Origin of the sequence: uncultured Bacteroides sp., assembly GCF_902472605.1 — a bacterium.
GTDB lineage: Bacteria > Bacteroidota > Bacteroidia > Bacteroidales > Bacteroidaceae > Phocaeicola.
This window is the reverse complement of record NZ_CABROP010000015.1, coordinates 20,884-38,594: the sequence shown is the minus strand read 5'-3', so window position 1 is coordinate 38,594 and position 17,711 is coordinate 20,884. Positions and strand designations below refer to the sequence as shown.

Genomic DNA, 17,711 nt, shown 5'->3' with positions numbered 1-17,711 from the left:
TTGTTTTTTTAATTTTTCTTCATGTAAGTACTGGGCGGTACACCGTAAAACTTCTTGAAGGTGTCCGTAAAGTATTTCGGATCAGCAAACCCCATTTTGTCGGATACTTCTGCTACGGTATAACGCTGGCTTTTCAGCATCAGGGCTGCTTCCTGCATCCGGATATTCCGGATAAATTCTGCCGGAGCAATACCGGTCAGGGCTTTAATCTTATTATAGAAACTGGTGCGGCTCATGTTGACGGAGGCACACAATGTGTCTACATTGAAGTTCTTACCCAATCCCTCTTTAACCAGTTCGGTTACTTTCTGAATGAATTCATCATCCAGGCTGGTAGGCAGTTCGATGTGGGTTTCGCTTTCCTCCGGCAATGCGGTAACTACCGACCGGAAACGGTTGCGGATCATTTTCCGGTTTTCAATCAGTGTATGGATGGTCGCCTTCAGGATATGTACGTCAAAGGGCTTCACCAGATACTGGTCGGCCTTGATTTCCAGTCCTTCCAGGATATGTTCCTTGTCGCCTAAAGCGGTGAGCAGGATGATAGGGATGTGACTGGTTTCCATGTTGCTTTTCAACCGTTGGCACATTGCTCTTCCATCCATGACGGGCATCATGATGTCCGACAGAATCAGGTCGGGCTGTTTCGTTTGCACAAAGTCGATGGCCTCTTTTCCGTTTTCCACTCCTTCTGTCTGATACGTATCCGACAGGCTTTGCTGGATGAAGGCGCGCAAGGAGGCATTGTCTTCCACGACCAGTATCAGTGGTTTCTTCTCATCCGTTTGTGTAGTCGGCGGTGTGTCTTGTGAAGCAGTCACCTGATTGGTTGTCTGAAGAGAGGTGACAGGGGAGGTATTGGTCTCCACTTCCTGGTCTGTGTCCTTGTACTGATAGTTTTTGCTCCGTATAGGGAAAGTTAACTGGAAGCTGGTTCCCACGTGTTCCGTACTCTGGAAAGTAATCTTTCCTTCGTGGTTTTCAATCAGACGGTAGGTCAGCAGCATGCCGATGCCACATCCGGTATTGGTTTGATTGGCCGCATTATGGCCTCTGAACAGGTACTTGAAAAGCTTTTTCTGCTCTTCCTTGTTCATGCCGATACCCGTATCCGAGATGGTCAGCATCCAGTTGTTTTTGTTCGTATCTGCTTTCATGGAAACCTTTCCTCCCGACGGAGTGTATTTCAAGGCATTCGACAGCAGATTGCGCAGAATGGAGTCCATTTTGCTTACGTCAATCCAGGCCGAAAGGTGGTCAAAAGTACTCTCGTACGAAAGTTGGATGTTCTTTTGCTGGGCAAAACTTTCAAACTGATGCAAATAGTTGCTCAGGTAATGGTTCAGTTCATGTTCGGTGACAATGGTCTGTGAGGAATAGAGTTCCTCTTTCTGGAAATTAATCAGGTTGTCGGCCAGTTCCGCCAGATTTTCCGTACTTTCCATGGCCAGTTGGAGGTTCTTCTGCCCATGTTCACTCAGCTTCTCTTTTGCCATGATTTCGCCTAATGGACCTTTGATCATGGTCAAGGGAGTACGGATGTCGTGTGCGGCATGTGTAAAGAAATTGATTTTCTCTTCCGAGGTTTTCCGCTCACGTTTGATAATCTGGTATCGGAGGAAGGCATACGCTGCCCCGGCAATCAGCAAAGCATAGAGCATGAAGGCCCAGAACGTCAGCCAGAAAGGACGTTCTACTAAAATACCGATTTCTCTTTCTTCCAGTACCTGTTGGTTATCGAGCAGGATGGAACGTACTTTCAGGGTATAGTTTCCCGGTGAAAGATTGGTATAACGAATGGTACCATTGTGGGTAGGAGGTGTCCACTCGTCGTAGAATCCTTCCAGTTTCCAGCTGTACAGAATGCTTGAAGGATTGTCAAAGTTGATGGACGACACTTCCATCGAAAATGTGTTCTGGTTGTATTTCAGCTGGATGAAGTTGGTTTCATCCAAAATCTTCTTCAGCGGTGAATGGGGTTCCATGGGGTGTACAGGATGGTACATGATGTTCAGGTTGGAGAACACCATGTGGCTGGAGAAACTGGAGGGCAGTTCCAGACTGTCCGGTAAGATGATTACCCCTTCATTGCTCCCGAAGATAAGACGGCCGTCGCGTGTGTGAAGGCCAGCGGTAGAATTGAAGTTGGAGGCCAGAAGTCCTTGTTCCCGGGTCCAGTTGGTAAACGTATGGTCTTTGGGCTTATAGAAAGATAAGCCGTTTTCTGTGCCTAAAAACAGATTTTCGTTTTTGTCGGGTACAATACTGTAAATGTTATTGGTCTGCAATCCACTGTTGTTGGCTACACAATGGGTGATTTCTTTTGTTTGGTTGTCAATGATGAACAGGCCGTTTCCGTAAGTGCCCACATATGTTTTTCGCAAGTCGGAAGTATGGTATATGGCATTTACACAGCCAATTTCTTCCTTCCCTTGATAAGGTAGGAGCCGTTTCTGTTTCTTGTCGAACACATACAATCCATGGATGCTTCCTACCCATAAAGAATTTTCGTCTTTTTCCTGTAGGAATGTAATGGGATAGGGAGAACTGTATTCTTGTTTTTCAGCAGTGCGAGGATTGTATCCTTTCAGGCTGTAGAAACCTCCACTCCATACCACCCCCTGTTTGTCTACGATGATTCCACGGATATATTTGTCGGGTGTTTCTCTGATAGGCGATTTTCCTTGCTGATGGAAGGTAGCTTTGCCTGTTTTCTTTTCTATAAGGAAAATACCAGACATATAGCCTCCGGCCAGTATGATTCCCGGCTTCACTTCACAGAGTGACAGAAAGATATGATTCTCATAGTTGGGGAGTTCATCTGACGTGCAATAATTTTTCCATCTTTTTTCACGGGAGTTGAAGCAACTTACTCCGTTGCAGGTAGCATACCAGATGTCGCCGTCCGAATCTTCCATGATTCCGTTTACACAGTCGTTGGACAAGGTATTGGGATTGTTGGGGGCGTGCTTATACCATTGGTATTGGGGATATCTTTCTGAGTAGATGGTAATTCCGATGGGATAAAGTACGTTCCATATCCGGTTGGTACGGTCCATGTAGATGTCCTTGATAATGTTGCCGTTCATTTTGTTCAGACTCTCATTGTCCTCCTGAAGGAAATGAGAGAGGCGCTTCTGAGTGATATTGAGTTTGTAGACACCGTCTCCGTCGGTGGCAATGAATACTTCTTCCGAATTTTCCCGGTTGGGTATAATGGTGTTTACCCCGATGTCTTTCAGATGATTTCCTAAGTCATTCAGTTCTCCGGTGGTGGGAGTATAGATGAATAACTTGTCGAGCAAGGCATTGATAATGAACTTTTTTGTCGGCTTGTGATAGTAAATGTAATCAATGATATGGATAGGGGGAATATTTACCTTCTGAATATTTTCCAGCAATCCATTATGAAAGGTCGCAGAATACAGATGCTCTTCGTTGGCTATAAAATATTTGTTTCCGTGAGCCTGTATCATGCACGTCACTTTACCTGGAATCTTTTGGCTGATTTTATGGCTTTTCCGGTTGTTTCCGTTGTAAGTGTACAGGCCGTTTTCGGTGCAGAACCAGATGTTTTTTTCTTCATCCATGTAGGTACATGTCACCGGGATGTTTTGTGTTTCAGGAAATTGTTGGTGAAGGTCGAACATCAGCTGGAAAGAGTCTTGTGCTTCGTCCAGACTGAAAACCAGACCGTCTTTCCCGATTTCCCACAATTGCTGGTCCTTGTCTGTTTTAAGGGTGTTCAAGTTGGGGAAACAACTGATGGTTGTTCCATTTTTGATAAGAGGATAGTGGGTGAATTGTTTTCCGTTGTAGCGGTCAACGCCCTTGTGGGTGAGAATCCATATGTAGTCGTGTTCCCCTTGTTGGAGAGAAAGCACCCGGCGACTGCTCAGCCCGTCGTCTATACCAATGTATTGGAATATCTGCGCTTCCATCTGCGTGAATGTGACAGACAACAGCAGGCAGACGATATATAGAAATTTGTGCATAATGTTTTCGTTGGGTATGGGGGACAAATTTCGTAAAAAACAATTTCTTATCAAAATAATGTGGAGGGTTTCGTCGTTGGGGAAAATAAAAAGGCATGGCTTTTAAAGCCATGCCTTGGGTTGTATTACATTATAAAGACGAATCTTTATTTGTCACCGCGGATTGCTGCAATACCCGGAAGAACTTTACCTTCGATAGCTTCCAGCAAAGCACCACCACCAGTAGAGATGTAAGATACTTGGTCAGCCATACCGAACTTGTTGATGCAAGCTACAGAGTCACCACCACCAATCAGTGAGAAGGCACCTTCTTTAGTTGCTTCTGCGATAGCTTCAGCGATTGCCTTAGAACCACCAGCGAAGTTGTCGAATTCGAATACACCGGCAGGACCGTTCCACAGGATAGTCTTAGCACCCTTGATTGCTTCTTTGAATTCTTCGCGAGTCTTAGGACCTGCATCCAATCCCATCCATCCGTCAGGAATGTTCTTGTCGTCGCAAACCTGAGTATTGGCATCGTTTGCAAATTTATCAGCAGCGATACAGTCGCAACCCAAAACCAAGTTAACACCTTTAGCTTTAGCTTTAGCGATGATATCCAGAGCCAGATCCAGTTTGTCATCTTCTACCAATGAGTTACCGATGTGACCACCCTGAGCTTTAGCGAAGGTAAATGCCATACCACCACAAAGAATCAGGTTGTCTACTTTGTCCATCAAGTTTTCGATGATACCGATCTTAGTAGAAACTTTAGAACCACCCATGATGGCAGTGAACGGACGTTTGATGTCTTTCAATACGTTGTCAACAGCTTTTACTTCTTTTTCCATCAGGTAACCCAGCATCTTGTGGTCTGCATCGAAGTAGTCAGCGATAACAGCTGTAGAAGCGTGTTTACGGTGGGCAGTACCGAATGCATCCATTACGTAGCAGTCAGCGTAAGAAGCCAAAGTCTTGGCGAATTCTTTCTGACGAGCTTTCATTTCTTTCTTTGCATCTTCGTATGCAGGATCTTCTTTGTCGATATCTACCGGTTTGCCTTCTTCTTCAGGATAGAAACGCAGGTTTTCCAGCAACAGTACTTCACCCGGTTTCAAGGCAGCAGCAGCGTCCTGAGCTTTAGCGCAGTCCGGAGCAAATTTCACCGGAGTACCCAGTGCAGCAGCTACAGCGTCTACAATCTGGCTCAAAGAATATTTAGCGTTTACTTTGCCTTTGGGTTTACCCATGTGTGACATGATAATCAAAGCACCACCGTCTGCCAAGATTTTTTTCAAAGTAGGCAGTGCACCACGGATACGAGTATCGTCAGTAATTTTACCTTCTTCGTTCAAAGGTACATTGAAGTCCACACGAACGATTGCCTTTTTGCCGGCAAAGTTGAATTTGTCAATAGTCATCATAATCTCTAATATTTTTATGTTTAAAGTGTTTCTGTTGCTACAGACACCCCTTGGAAGGATGCACCGCAAAGGTAAGAAAAAAAATAAAAAAGAAAGAATAAGGGGTAGATTTTTGCATACTTAAAGGCTGTTTTGAAGGTCGTTAAAAAACGCAAGTGCGTTTGGACTGAAACACAAGTACGTTTGAATCAAAACGCAAGTGCGTTTTAGGTAAAACGTCCTTGCGTTTTGTCTCAAACGTCAAAGCGTTTTCCTTGAAACGCACTTGCGTTTTTGGGGAACTTTCAACATGTTGATAAACAGTGATTTATTCAATGGGTGGAAGATCCTCCTCGCCTTCGAACCGGAGGGAATCTCCCAAAGCCATGTAGATGGAATCACTGTCACTGTAATGCGGGTAATAGTCGTTGCAGTCCCATGAGCGGTCCAGTTTTTCCTTTGGTTGCGGGAACTTCGCCACATAGAGCGGAGCCAGCTTGGGGTCGGCCAGCACTTTTTCCATGAAGTAACCGAATACCGGAAGGGCTGTACGGCTGCCTTGCCCCAGTTCGCCCGTGCGGAAATGGATGCTGCGGTATTCTCCGCCTACCCAGGCGCCTCCCACCAGATTGGGGCTGACCCCCACGAACCAGGCATCGGAGTGGTTGGACGAAGTTCCGGTCTTTCCGCCGAATTCGGTACCTTTGTCAAAGATGCGGAAGCGCCAGAGTGCCTGTGAGGTACCTCTCGGACAAGTCAGTCCCCCTCTCAGCATCTGCTGCATGAGGTAGGCGCTGGCATAGGGGATGGCCTGTGTCTTTTCCGGTTCTTCTTCATAAATGACGTGTCCGTCTTTGTCCTCCACCCGGGTGATGAGTATGGGGCGGATGGCTTCTCCGTCATTGACCACTGTGCCGTAAGCCGAAACGAGTTCCAGCAAGGAAACATCGGAAGCGCCCAGACTCAGGGCCGGTGTTTCTTCCAGTGGGGTACGGATACCCATTTTATGGGCAGTGGTGGCTATTTGATGGATACCTACCTCGTGGGCCACGTTGGCTGCGATGGTGTTGACCGATTGGGCAAAGGCCATTTTCAGGGACATGGTGTCGAGTGTGGCCCCTCCGTTGGCATTGTGCGGCATCCAGAGTTTCTTTTCACCATTCTCTTCCACTTCCCAAGGAATATTTTCATCCACCCGCAAATCACAGGGAGATAATCCCTGGTTCATGGCTTCTGCGTAGACAAAGAGTTTGAAGGTAGAGCCCGGCTGACGTTTGGACAATACCTTGTCGTATTTCCATGACTGGAAGTTGATGTCGCCCACCCAAGCCTTGACTTCTCCGGTGTGGGGAGCAATGGCCACGAAACCGCAGTGCATGAAGCGCTCCATATAGCGGATAGAGTCCATGGTGCTGAAGGTAGTATCCTTTTGTCCCAGTTGATAGTCGAACACCTTGCAACGATGAGGCTGGTTCAGGTAATAGAAGATGGAGTCGGTCTGACTGCCGTATTTGTGCGACAGATACTGGTAAGCCGGTGTTCTTTCAGCCAAATCTTCGATAAAGTGAGGTATCTCTTCCCCGCTTCGGTCTCTCCAGGGAGCTTGTGTGCCCCAGTGCGCATCGAATTTCTTCTGTACTTCCTGCATCTGCCGGTTAACGGCCTCCTCCGCATAGCGCTGCATCCGGCTGTCGACGGTGGTATAGATTTTCAGTCCGTCTCCATACAAGTCAATGTCGTTTTCCTTACACCAGCTTTTCAGTTCGTTGGCCACAGCCTCGCGGAAGTAGAGAGCCAGTCCGGTGTTGTAGCTTTCCTGTCTGAACTTCAGGATTGTGGGCAGTTGCCGGATAGAATCCAACTGATGTTTGTTCAGGAAATGGTGCTCGTACAGTTTTCCTAACACCACATTCCGGCGCGAAAGACTGTTTTTCGGGTTAATGCGCGGATTGTAGTAGGTAGTAGCTTTCAGCAATCCAATCAGGGTGGCTGCCTGTTCCACGGTCACCTTGTCGGGAGTCGTATTAAAATAGGTATGGCAGGCCGTTTTGATGCCGAATGCATTGCTTCCGAAGTCCACGGTATTGAAGTACATGGTCAGAATGTCTTCCTTGCTGTACAGCATCTCAATCTTGACGGCAGTCACCCATTCCTTGGCCTTCATGATGAGTAGTTTTACCCCAGGAATATAGCCCAGCAATCCGGTGGAGTACTGTGAACGGACTTTAAACAGGTTTTTCACCAGCTGTTGAGTGATGGTGCTGGCTCCGCGGGCATCTCCGTGTGCCACGTAGTCTTTTGCAGCAGCAAAGACACCTTCAAAGTCGATACCGAAATGCTTGTAGAAACGTTCGTCTTCCGTATAGACCAATGTCTTGATGAGGATGGGGGAAATGTCCTTGTATTCCACCGGTGTACGGTTTTCGGAATAGAATTTTCCAATCAGTTTTCCGTCGGCACTGTAAATTTCGGAAGCGATGTGTTGTATCGGTTCCTTGATGTTGAACATGCTCGGTGATTTTCCGAACAGCCACAGGAAGTTGAGGTCAATCATAATCAGCAGCACAATCAGCGAACAGATACCTGTCAGGATGGCCATGCCGGTGCGTCCATACCACGGCAATTTACGGAAAGTACGTACATACCATTGGATGGCTTGTTTTCCCGCCTTGAGCAGACGGCGGGTCGTTTTTCGTAAGAATTGAGTAAGGTAAAGGATGTATTTTTTCATATTTCGTTGTTTAACCATGCGTCAATCAGTTTTCGGGCAATGCTCAGTTTTTTAGGTATTTCCGGCAGGTGGTCACGACTGTAGAAGTCACCTGCGCTTAATTCTTCGTCCTGCAGCTTGATGGTGCCGCTTTCATATTCCGCATAATAACCTACCATGATGCCGCTGGGGTAAGGCCAAGGCTGGCTGCCGAAATAGGTCAGGTTCTTGATGCGGATACCAGTTTCTTCCATTACTTCGCGGCGAACGCATTCCTCTAAGGTTTCTCCCGGTTCCAGGAAACCGGCCACCAGTCCTTTGAAGGTTCCCCGGAAATTGCGGGCGTGCACCAGCAGGATGCTGTCGCCTTTTTTGATGAGTACGATGACAGCCGGAGAGATACGTGGATAAATCTCCAGTCCACAGTGAGGGCAGCGTTTGGTGATGGGACCTGTCTGTTCGGTGGGGGTACCACAGGCCGGACAGAAACGGCTTTGCTTGTCCCACGTCAGTATTTGGGAAGCTTTTCCGGCACACTGGTATTCTTCCAGCGGGAGAACATCGTAAGAAGCCCGCAAGTCGGTCGGGATGAAAGTATCCTCCTTTCCGTTCAGCTCCTCAAGGGGGAGGGCGTAGGCTTTGGCCGGGTGTCCCTGGATTTGTCCGATGGTATGTATCGTTGCATCGGCAGGAATTTTTACCGGTGGCTCTGTGGCATAGGGAATGTGAAATTGGTCACCTTCCTTTACGACCAGAAGTCGCTGGCCTTGGCAGAAGATGAACCAGCCGCACAGTTCTTTTGTATCTTGTTTCATGTTGGTGTGTACTTATTGGTTTAATCCTTTCATGGTGAGCTGGATGCGTTTCCGCTCGTGGTCGATGCTCAGCACTTTTACCCGTACGTGCTGGTGGATACGTACCACTTCGGTCGGGTCGCTGACAAAGCGGTCGGCCAGTTGGGAGATGTGTACCAGTCCGTTTTCCTTGATGCCGATGTCCACGAAACAGCCGAAGTTGGTGATGTTGGTCACGATGCCGGGCAGTTCCATGCCTTCCTGCAAATCGTCCAGCGTACGTACATTCTTGTCGAATTCAAATACTTGGATTTTCTGGCGCGGGTCTCTTCCGGGTTTGTCCAGTTCCTGAAGAATGTCGGTCAGGGTAGGAAGTCCCACGGTATCGGTGATGTATTTTTTCAAGTCAATCTTGCTGCGCAGTTCCTTGTCCTTAATCAAGTCGTTTACGCTGCAATGCAAATCCTTGGCCATCTGTTCCACGATGGGATAGCTTTCCGGATGTACGGCCGAGTTATCCAGCGGGTTCTTGGCCTGTGGAATACGGAGAAATCCGGCACACTGTTCGTAGGCCTTGGCCCCCATTCTTGGTACCTTGAGCAGTTGTCGGCGGGATTCGAACGGACCGTTCTCCGTACGGTAGTCTACGATGTTCTGTGCCAGGGTCGGACCTAAGCCAGATACGTACGTCAGCAGGTGCTTGCTGGCCGTATTGACATTCACCCCCACCAGGTTGACGCAGCTTTCCACCGTCTGGTCGAGGGCCGCTTTCAGCTTGGTCTGGTCTACATCGTGCTGATATTGGCCTACTCCGATGGACTTGGCATCAATCTTGACCAGTTCGGCCAGCGGGTCCATCAGACGGCGGCCGATGGAGACGGCGCCACGGACTGTGACATCGTAGTCTGGAAATTCTTCGCGGGCCGTTTTGGAAGCGGAATAAATGGAGGCTCCGTCTTCGCTGACCACGAATACCTGTACTTCTCGGTCGTAGCGCTGGCTGGTAACGAATTGTTCCGTTTCGCGACTGGCTGTACCGTTTCCGATGGCGATAGCCTCAATTTTATATTGTTCCACCAGCTTCACGAGTTTGCGTGCAGCCTGGGCATATTCTGATTTCGGGGGATGAGGATAAATGGCCTCGTTGTGCAGAAGAGTGCCTTGTGCATCCAGACAGACCACTTTGCACCCCGTACGGAATCCGGGGTCGATGCCCATGACCCGTTTCTGTCCCAACGGGGGAGCGAGCAGCAACTGACGGAGATTCTCGGCAAATACGCGAATGGCTTCTTCGTCGGCTTTTTCCTTGCTGAGTGCCGCAAATTCCGTTTCAATGGAAGGTTTCAACAAGCGCTTATAGGCATCGGACACCGCTTCTTCTACTTGACGTCCACACTCATTGTTTGCTCGGACGAACAGTCTTTGCAAACGTTCGTTGCAGCTTTCTTCGTCTTCCGGAAAAATGGAAACTTTCAACACGCCTTCCGCTTCTCCCCGGCGGAGCGCCAGCAGGCGGTGGGAAGAGCATTTCTTGAGCGGTTCGCTGAAATCAAAATAGTCACGGTATTTGGCAGAGGCTTCCTCCGATTCTTTTCCTTTTACTACTTTGGCTTGGATAAGGGCCTGCCGTTGGAATTGGTTGCGCATCAGGTGGCGTGAACGTTCGTCTTCGCTGACTTGTTCGGCCAGAATGTCGCGGGCCCCTTTCAGGGCATCTTCCTCATCTTTTACGTCACCTTTCACAAAAGCACGAACTTTGGTTCCGAGGTTGTTTTCTTTCTGCATCATCAGCAGCAGAGCCAATGGTTCGAGTCCTTTGGTACGTGCCGCCTCGGCTCTGGTCTTTCGTTTGGGCTTGAAGGGCAGGTAGATGTCCTCCAGTTCAGTGGTATTCCAGCAGGCGGTGATGCGGGCTTTCAGTTCCGGTGTCAGTTTGCCTTGTTCTTCAATGGTGGAAAGGATAGTCTCTTTTCGCTTGGACAGTTCGCACAGTTTTTCATACCGTGTCTGAATGTCTCCTATCTGTACTTCATCCAGTCCGCCGGTCGCTTCTTTGCGGTAGCGGCTGATGAAAGGAATGGTTGCTCCTCCCTGGAGCAGTTTGAGTGTGTTGGCAATGCGATGTTCCGGCAGTTTTAATTCGGCGGCAATCATCCGGCTGAAATCTTCCATGAAAAAGGGAATTGAGTTATATCGGCTACAAAAGTAGTGAAAAAATGGGAAAATATCAGCGTGGGGCGGTCTTTCGTTTTTTAGTATTTTAGGAAGTATCCTGGTGGAATATCGGGAACTTCTCGTATCTTTGCGGCAATTATGACCAATGTCAGATAAAATGAAGACTAGACCAATCTATTTTATTATTAGCCTGATCACTTTGTGGGGCATGAGTCACATGCAGTTACGTGCAGCCGACAGTGAGACTGTGACACTGAAGTTTATGGAAACCAGCGATGTGCATGGTTGTTATTTCCCGTATAATTTTATCCAGAATAAGCAGATGAAAGGCAGCTTGGCCCGTGTTTCTTCGTATGTGAAGGAGCAACGGGAGAAGTATGGGCAGAATGTTATTTTGATGGACAATGGAGACATCCTTCAGGGACAGCCGGTGGCTTATTACTATAATTATATGGATACGACCTCGGTGCATGTCTGTGCCGCCATGTTGAACTATATGCGTTACGATGTGGGCAACATGGGTAACCACGATGTGGAAACCGGACATGCGGTGTACGACCGTTGGGTGAGACAGTGTGAGTTTCCGGTGTTGGGAGCCAACATTATCGATGTCAAGACGGGACGTCCGTACCTGAAACCATACGAGGTGATGGAACGGGACGGGGTGAAGATTGCTATCCTCGGTATGATTACTCCCGCCATACCCTCTTGGCTGCCTGAGCAATTGTGGAGCGGACTGCGGTTTGAAAGTATGACTGCTTGTGCAGAAAAATGGGTGAAAGAAATCCAGGAAAAGGAACATCCGGACATCCTGATTGGTTTGTTCCATGCAGGGCCGGAAGGAAACCGCTTGGACAATGCCATTGAAAACGAATCGGCTGAAGTGGCTAAAAACGTGCCGGGATTCGATGTGATATTTATGGGACACGACCATACGCGCTGGAATGAAAGAGTAGCCAATGTGAAAGGTGATTCTGTGCTGTTGGTAGACCCGGCCAATACCGCCAAAGTGGTTTCCGAGGTTACTTTTACGGTGAAGAAACAGAATGGGAAGGTGGTTTCCAAGCAGGTAGAGGGCAAGCTGGTCCATATGGATGACTATGCCGTAGACTCGGATTTCATGAATACATTCCAGAAGCAGTATGAGACTACCTTGAATTTTGTTTCGCGGAAAATCGGTCGGATTGAACATACCATTTCTTCGAAGGAGGCCTTCTTTGGTCCTTCTGCTTTTATCGACTTGATTCATCAGTTACAGCTGGACATTACCGGGGCAGATATTTCTTTCTGTGCTCCGCTGTCGGCTTATGCTGAAATCAAGGAAGGTGACATTTGTGTGAGCGACATGTTCAACTTGTACAAGTTTGAGAATATGCTTTATACCATGGTGCTTTCTGGAAAAGAGGTGAAGAATTTTCTGGAAATGTCGTACGACCTTTGGGTGAACCAGATGAAATCGGCCGATGACCATTTGTTGCTGTTAAACGAGAAAGACAATGGCTTCGGGCGTTTCCGCAACCCCAGCTTCAACTTTGATTCTGCGGCAGGCATTATTTATACGGTGGATGTGACCAAACCCCGTGGCGAAAGAATTACCATTGAACGTATGGCCGACGGAAAACCCTTTGAACCGGCTAAACAATACAAGGTGGCAGTCAATTCTTACCGTGGAAACGGAGGAGGTGATTTGCTGACTAAAGGTGCAGGTATTCCCAAGGCAGAACTTTCCAAGCGCATTATTTTCTCTACCGACAAGGATTTGCGCTATTACTTGATGAAACGGATTGAGGAAGTCAAGGTGCTGGATCCGAAGCCGCTGAACCAGTGGAAGTTCATTCCGGAAGAGTGGACCATTCCGGCGGCACAGCGTGATTATAAACTTTTGTTTGGAACAGACAAAGACTAATGTTCATAATTAATCCATAGGGATATGTATAAAGGCCTTCGCAGGTATCTACGGACAGTGGCATGTGGACTGGCAATCTTGTTTGCCTCCTATTATGCCACCACGGCCCTGTTTGCCCACGTGCATGTGGTGAACGGGGTGATGCTTGTGCACTCGCATCCTTTTACAAAATCTCACTCTCATAACGATGGCCAGGCGCTGGCCCTTCATTTTCTTTCCAGTTTTTATTCCTTGGAAGCAGGACAGACGGATATTGCACTTCCGAATCTGCATCTGCTTTGTTCATTGGATGAAAAACTGGAAATCTCGCCTGTCGTATGTTCTTATGCGGCAGGAATTTATCTCCGTGCTCCTCCCATACAATAGTTCTATTGGAGATTTGAAGAACTTAGTATGAATATTTTAGGAGCAAATTATGAAAAAATATATCAATTTGTGGATGGGAGTGGTATGCACTCTCGTCAGCTATGCGTATGCTTACGCAGAAGGTCCCGTAAAAGAGGGAAATGCCATTGTGGGGCATGTCATTGAAAAAGGTTCGGAGGCAGGTTTGCCTTATGCGGCCGTGTTGGTAGTGGAAACCGGTGAAGGTACTGTGACAGACGGAGAAGGTTATTTCCGTTTCAAGCATGTTCCGGAAGGAGAATATTCCGTGAAGGTGCAGATAATGGGGTATGCCACGCAGGTAAAAAAAGTGACGGTCAGCAAGGATTTTGTGGTCGACATGCATTTCGTGATGGAAGAAGAATCTATTATGACGGATGAGGTGGTGGTATCAGCCAACCGGAATGAAACCAGCCGGAAGGTGGCCCCAGTGGTGGTCAACGTGATGAACAACAAATTGTTTGAGATTGTGAATTCTACTGATTTGGCCAAGTCGTTGAGCTATCAGTCGGGATTGCGGGTGGAAAACAACTGTCAGAATTGTGGTTTTCCGCAGGTGCGTATCAATGGGCTGGAAGGACCTTATTCGCAGATTCTGATTAACAGCCGTCCGGTAATGAGTGCGTTGTCGGGGGTGTACGGACTGGAACAGATACCGACCAATATGATTGAGCGGGTGGAAGTGGTACGTGGTGGAGGTTCTGCCTTGTTCGGAGCCAATGCCGTGGGAGGTACCATCAATATCATTACCAAAGACCCCGTACGTAATTCGTTTCAGGTGGCTTCTACGATGTCGAACCTGAACGGAAAGGTGTGGGAACAGTATATGGGGGCCAATGCCTCACTTGTTTCGTCCGACAATTCGTACGGTATTGCGCTGTATCAGTCCTACCGTAACCGTAATCCGTATGACGCGGATGGAGACGGATTCTCTGAATTGGGAAAACTCAATATGAATACTTTCGGGTTGCGGGCTTATTATCGTCCCACTCAGTTCAGCCGCATCAGTCTGGAATATCATACGACGAATGAATTTCGTCGTGGCGGCAACAAATTTGACTTGCAGCCGCATGAAACAGACATCACGGAGCAGACCAAGCACATCATCAACAGTGGAGGGCTGACCTACGACGTGTTTTTTAACGAGTACAAACATAAGCTTTCGGTCTATGGTTCGGCTCAGCACATTGACCGTAACAGTTATTATGGAGCAGGTGGCGACCCGAATGCTTACGGAAAGACCAAGGACCTGACTGCCGTAGGAGGAGCCATGTATGTAGGCAATATGGATAACTGCCTGTTTTCGCCGGCTACCTTTACGGGCGGAGTGGAATACCAGTATAATTCCTTGCACGATGTAATGACGGGTTACCAGCGTGACTTGCAACAGAATGTGAAGATTGCCAGCGGATTTGTGCAGAATGAATGGAAATTGGACTATTTCACGATCCTGGCCGGATTCCGGTTGGACAAGCATAATCTGGTAGACAAGGTGATTTTCAGTCCCCGTATCAACACGCTTTGGAAACCTTCCGACAAGTTCCAGGGACGTCTGACCTGGTCGACTGGTTTCCGTGCTCCCCAGGCTTACGATGAAGATTTACATGTAGCGGCCGTGGGAGGTGAAGCAATGGAAATCCGTTTGGCAGAAGGATTGAAGCCTGAGCGTTCTCAGAGTTTCAGCGGCTCGATTGATTGGACAGCCAATTTCGGACATTTCCAGTCGAACCTACTTATAGAAGGGTTTTACACGGCTTTGAATGATGTGTTCTATTTGGAAAGCATAGGGACGGATCCCGTTTCAGGTACTTCTGTGCAGGAACGTCGAAATGGCAGTGGGGCCCGGGTGTATGGAGCCAATATTGATTATAAAATCGCGCACGGCAAGGAAGCCCAGTTGCAGTTGGGATTTACCGTACAGCGCAGCCGTTATACGGAGGCCGTGAGATGGAGTGAGGATGAAGATGTGGCACCCATCAAGCGTATGCCACGTACACCGGATTATTACGGGTATTTCACCTTCAGTTCTGCACCTTTGAAGAATTTTGATTTTTCTCTTTCAGGTGTCTATACAGGCCGGATGATTGTGCCTCACTTTGCAGGTTATATTGAAAAAGACCGCTTGGAGCATACACCCGATTTTATGGATTTCAATCTGAAGTTGAACTATACCTTTGTATTGAACGACCATCTGAAGTTGCAGGTGAATGGAGGGGTACAGAACATCTTCAATGCGTTTCAGAAAGATTTGGATAAAGGCGGAAAACGTGACTCGAAGTATTTCTACGGTCCTACACAGCCTCGTACCTACTTTATTGGCATCAAGTTCTTCAATTGATGCACGGATAAAATAAATAAGAGTGTCTTTTTAGCGGTGTCTTCTGTCAAGGCACCGCTTTTTTGTATAGGACCTCGCTTTCTTGTTACAAAAATTGTGTGAAATAAGTCAAATCGCTATTTTTGTGGGAAAAATTAAAGATATATGAAAAAGACAGTATGGATTCTTACACTTGGTTTGTCGCTTTGCGGGCATGCTTTCGCGCAAAACTTTGACGATTATTTTGTAGACAAGACACTTCGTTTGGATTATATATTCACGGGAAATGCCGACAAGCAGGATATTTGTTTGGATGAGTTGTCATCGCTTCCTCAGTGGGCAGGGCGGCATACGCATTTGTCGGAACTGCCTTTGGCGGGAAATGGTGAAATCACCATGAAGGACAAGGCTACAGGAAAAGTCATTTACCGGACTTCTTTCTCAAGCCTGTTTCAGGAATGGCTGGGTGAAAAGGAAGCCAAAGTGCTGACCCGTGGATTTGAAAATACGTTTTTGGTGCCTTACCCCAAGCAGCCGGCTGAGATTACCGTGACATTGAAAGATGCCTATCAGAAACCCAGCGCCACACTGACGCATGAAGTCAATCCCAAGGATATTCTGATTCACCAGCGAGGTACGGGCAATCTGACTCCTCACCGTTATTTATGGAAGGGTGGGTCATCGGAGAAGTGTATTGACGTAGCTATTATGGCAGAGGGCTACTCGGCAAAGGATGAAGAACTGTTCTATAAGGATGCCGAGATTGCCTGTGAGTCTTTGTTTGAGCATGAACCGTTCAAGAAACTGAAAGACCGCTTTAATATTGTCGCTGTATTCAGTGAATCAAAAGACAGCGGGGTTAGTATTCCGCGGAACAACGAATGGAAGACCACGGCGGTCAGTTCCCATTTTGATACGTTTTATTCCGACCGCTACCTGACTACCCGGAGTGTAAAAGCCATTCACAACTGGTTGGCAGGTATTCCGTATGAACACATTATCATCCTGGCCAATACGGATACGTATGGGGGAGGAGGCATCTATAATTCCTATACATTGACTACAGCCCATCACTCTATGTTCCGTCCGGTAGTCGTGCATGAGTTTGGTCACAGCTTTGGAGGCTTGGCGGACGAATATGCGTACGATGAAGCGCCGAGTCCGTTGTATCCTTACAGCGTAGAACCATGGGAACCCAATATCACGACTTTGGTACACTTTGAAGATAAATGGAAAGACATGGTGGAACCGGGAACTCCTATCCCGACGAAACCACAGACGGACGAGAAACTGCTGTATACCAAAGTCGGAGTATATGAAGGGGGCGGTTATACGAAAAAAGGTATTTATCGTCCTACTACAGAATGTCGGATGAAAATCAATGAGGCACCAGTGTTCTGTCCAGTTTGCCAGCGTTCACTGGAACGGCTTATCCGTTTTTATACAGAATAATCACGTTAAATCTATATAGGTATGCTTCAATTTATCCCCTTGCATACGAAGGACCAGGCGTATGCGTTTGTAGAGAATCTGTGGCATGAATCTTTTCCGGAATCGGAACGAAGAGAGGATGGAGCTCAGCGTCACAATGTAGACCACAATGCGGCTTTTACTTGTTATCTGATTGCGGAGGATACACTTCAGATAGGATTGATTACCGTATGGACATTGGAAGGCTTCTCTTATGTGGAACATCTGGCTACATCTCCTTTGGTACGTAACAAGGGATATGGCCGGAGAATCATGGAGGCACTTCAGAAGCAATTCCGTGGAATCATTGTGTTGGAGGTAGAGAAGCCGGTAGACGAAATGAGTCGTCGGCGAATAGATTTTTACGAACGTTGTGGCTTCCGCTTGTGTGAAAGGGATTATGTACAGCCTCCTTACCGGAAAGGGGGAGAGAGTCTGCCCATGTTCCTGATGTACGCAGGTACAGACGATGTTGCGGCCGATTTTGAATCCATTCGGGATGAGATATACGAGAAAGTATATGGTGTGAAATCCGTATGAGGTAAAACAAAAAGAAAAACGCGGAAACTGAATTGTAT

At 47.5% G+C, this 17,711-nt stretch carries 10 protein-coding genes; 5 read left to right on the top strand and 5 right to left on the bottom strand.

The window, feature by feature from the left end; all coding sequences use genetic code 11:
• Positions 1–8: 8 nt before the first annotated feature.
• The 5 genes from RDP42_RS05110 to RDP42_RS05090 all read right to left on the bottom strand — a co-directional run bounded on the left by RDP42_RS05110 (position 9) and on the right by RDP42_RS05090 (position 11,053).
• Positions 9–3,995: a response regulator gene (locus RDP42_RS05110; protein WP_308762812.1), complete on the bottom strand. Its 3,987-nt coding sequence runs from the start codon at positions 3,993–3,995 to the stop codon at positions 9–11.
• Positions 3,996–4,141: 146 nt separating this feature from the next.
• Positions 4,142–5,398: a phosphoglycerate kinase gene (pgk, locus tag RDP42_RS05105; protein WP_308762811.1), complete on the bottom strand. Its 1,257-nt coding sequence runs from the start codon at positions 5,396–5,398 to the stop codon at positions 4,142–4,144.
• Positions 5,399–5,705: 307 nt separating this feature from the next.
• On the bottom strand, positions 5,706–8,108 hold the full coding sequence (locus RDP42_RS05100; protein WP_308762810.1) for a transglycosylase domain-containing protein: 2,403 nt from the start codon (positions 8,106–8,108) through the stop codon (positions 5,706–5,708).
• Positions 8,105–8,902 (bottom strand): NAD(+) diphosphatase, encoded by a 798-nt coding sequence (gene nudC / locus RDP42_RS05095; RefSeq protein WP_308762809.1) that lies wholly within the window; start codon positions 8,900–8,902, stop codon positions 8,105–8,107. The genes RDP42_RS05100 and nudC overlap by 4 nt, the downstream gene beginning before the upstream one ends.
• Positions 8,903–8,914: 12 nt before the next feature.
• Complete coding sequence (locus RDP42_RS05090; protein ID WP_308762808.1) at positions 8,915–11,053, bottom strand: Tex family protein; 2,139 nt, start codon at positions 11,051–11,053, stop codon at positions 8,915–8,917.
• A gap of 211 nt (positions 11,054–11,264) precedes the next feature.
• On the opposite strand from RDP42_RS05090, the gene RDP42_RS05085 reads away from it, so the two are divergent.
• From RDP42_RS05085 to RDP42_RS05065, 5 genes are all read left to right on the top strand, one after another.
• A complete protein-coding gene (locus RDP42_RS05085) occupies positions 11,265–12,962 on the top strand; it encodes a bifunctional metallophosphatase/5'-nucleotidase (protein WP_308762827.1) in 1,698 nt (565 codons plus the stop codon).
• A 24-nt stretch (positions 12,963–12,986) separates the two neighbouring features.
• Complete coding sequence (locus tag RDP42_RS05080) at positions 12,987–13,328, top strand: hypothetical protein (RefSeq protein WP_308762807.1); 342 nt, start codon at positions 12,987–12,989, stop codon at positions 13,326–13,328.
• A gap of 49 nt (positions 13,329–13,377) precedes the next feature.
• Positions 13,378–15,684: a TonB-dependent receptor gene (locus RDP42_RS05075; RefSeq protein WP_308762806.1), complete on the top strand. Its 2,307-nt coding sequence runs from the start codon at positions 13,378–13,380 to the stop codon at positions 15,682–15,684.
• 144 nt (positions 15,685–15,828) lie between these two features.
• Complete coding sequence (locus RDP42_RS05070; protein WP_308762805.1) at positions 15,829–17,115, top strand: M64 family metallopeptidase; 1,287 nt, start codon at positions 15,829–15,831, stop codon at positions 17,113–17,115.
• A 21-nt stretch (positions 17,116–17,136) separates the two neighbouring features.
• The gene (locus tag RDP42_RS05065; protein WP_308762804.1) at positions 17,137–17,673 is read left to right on the top strand and encodes a GNAT family N-acetyltransferase; all 537 of its coding nucleotides are present in this window, start codon (positions 17,137–17,139) and stop codon (positions 17,671–17,673) included.
• Positions 17,674–17,711 lie beyond the last annotated feature (38 nt).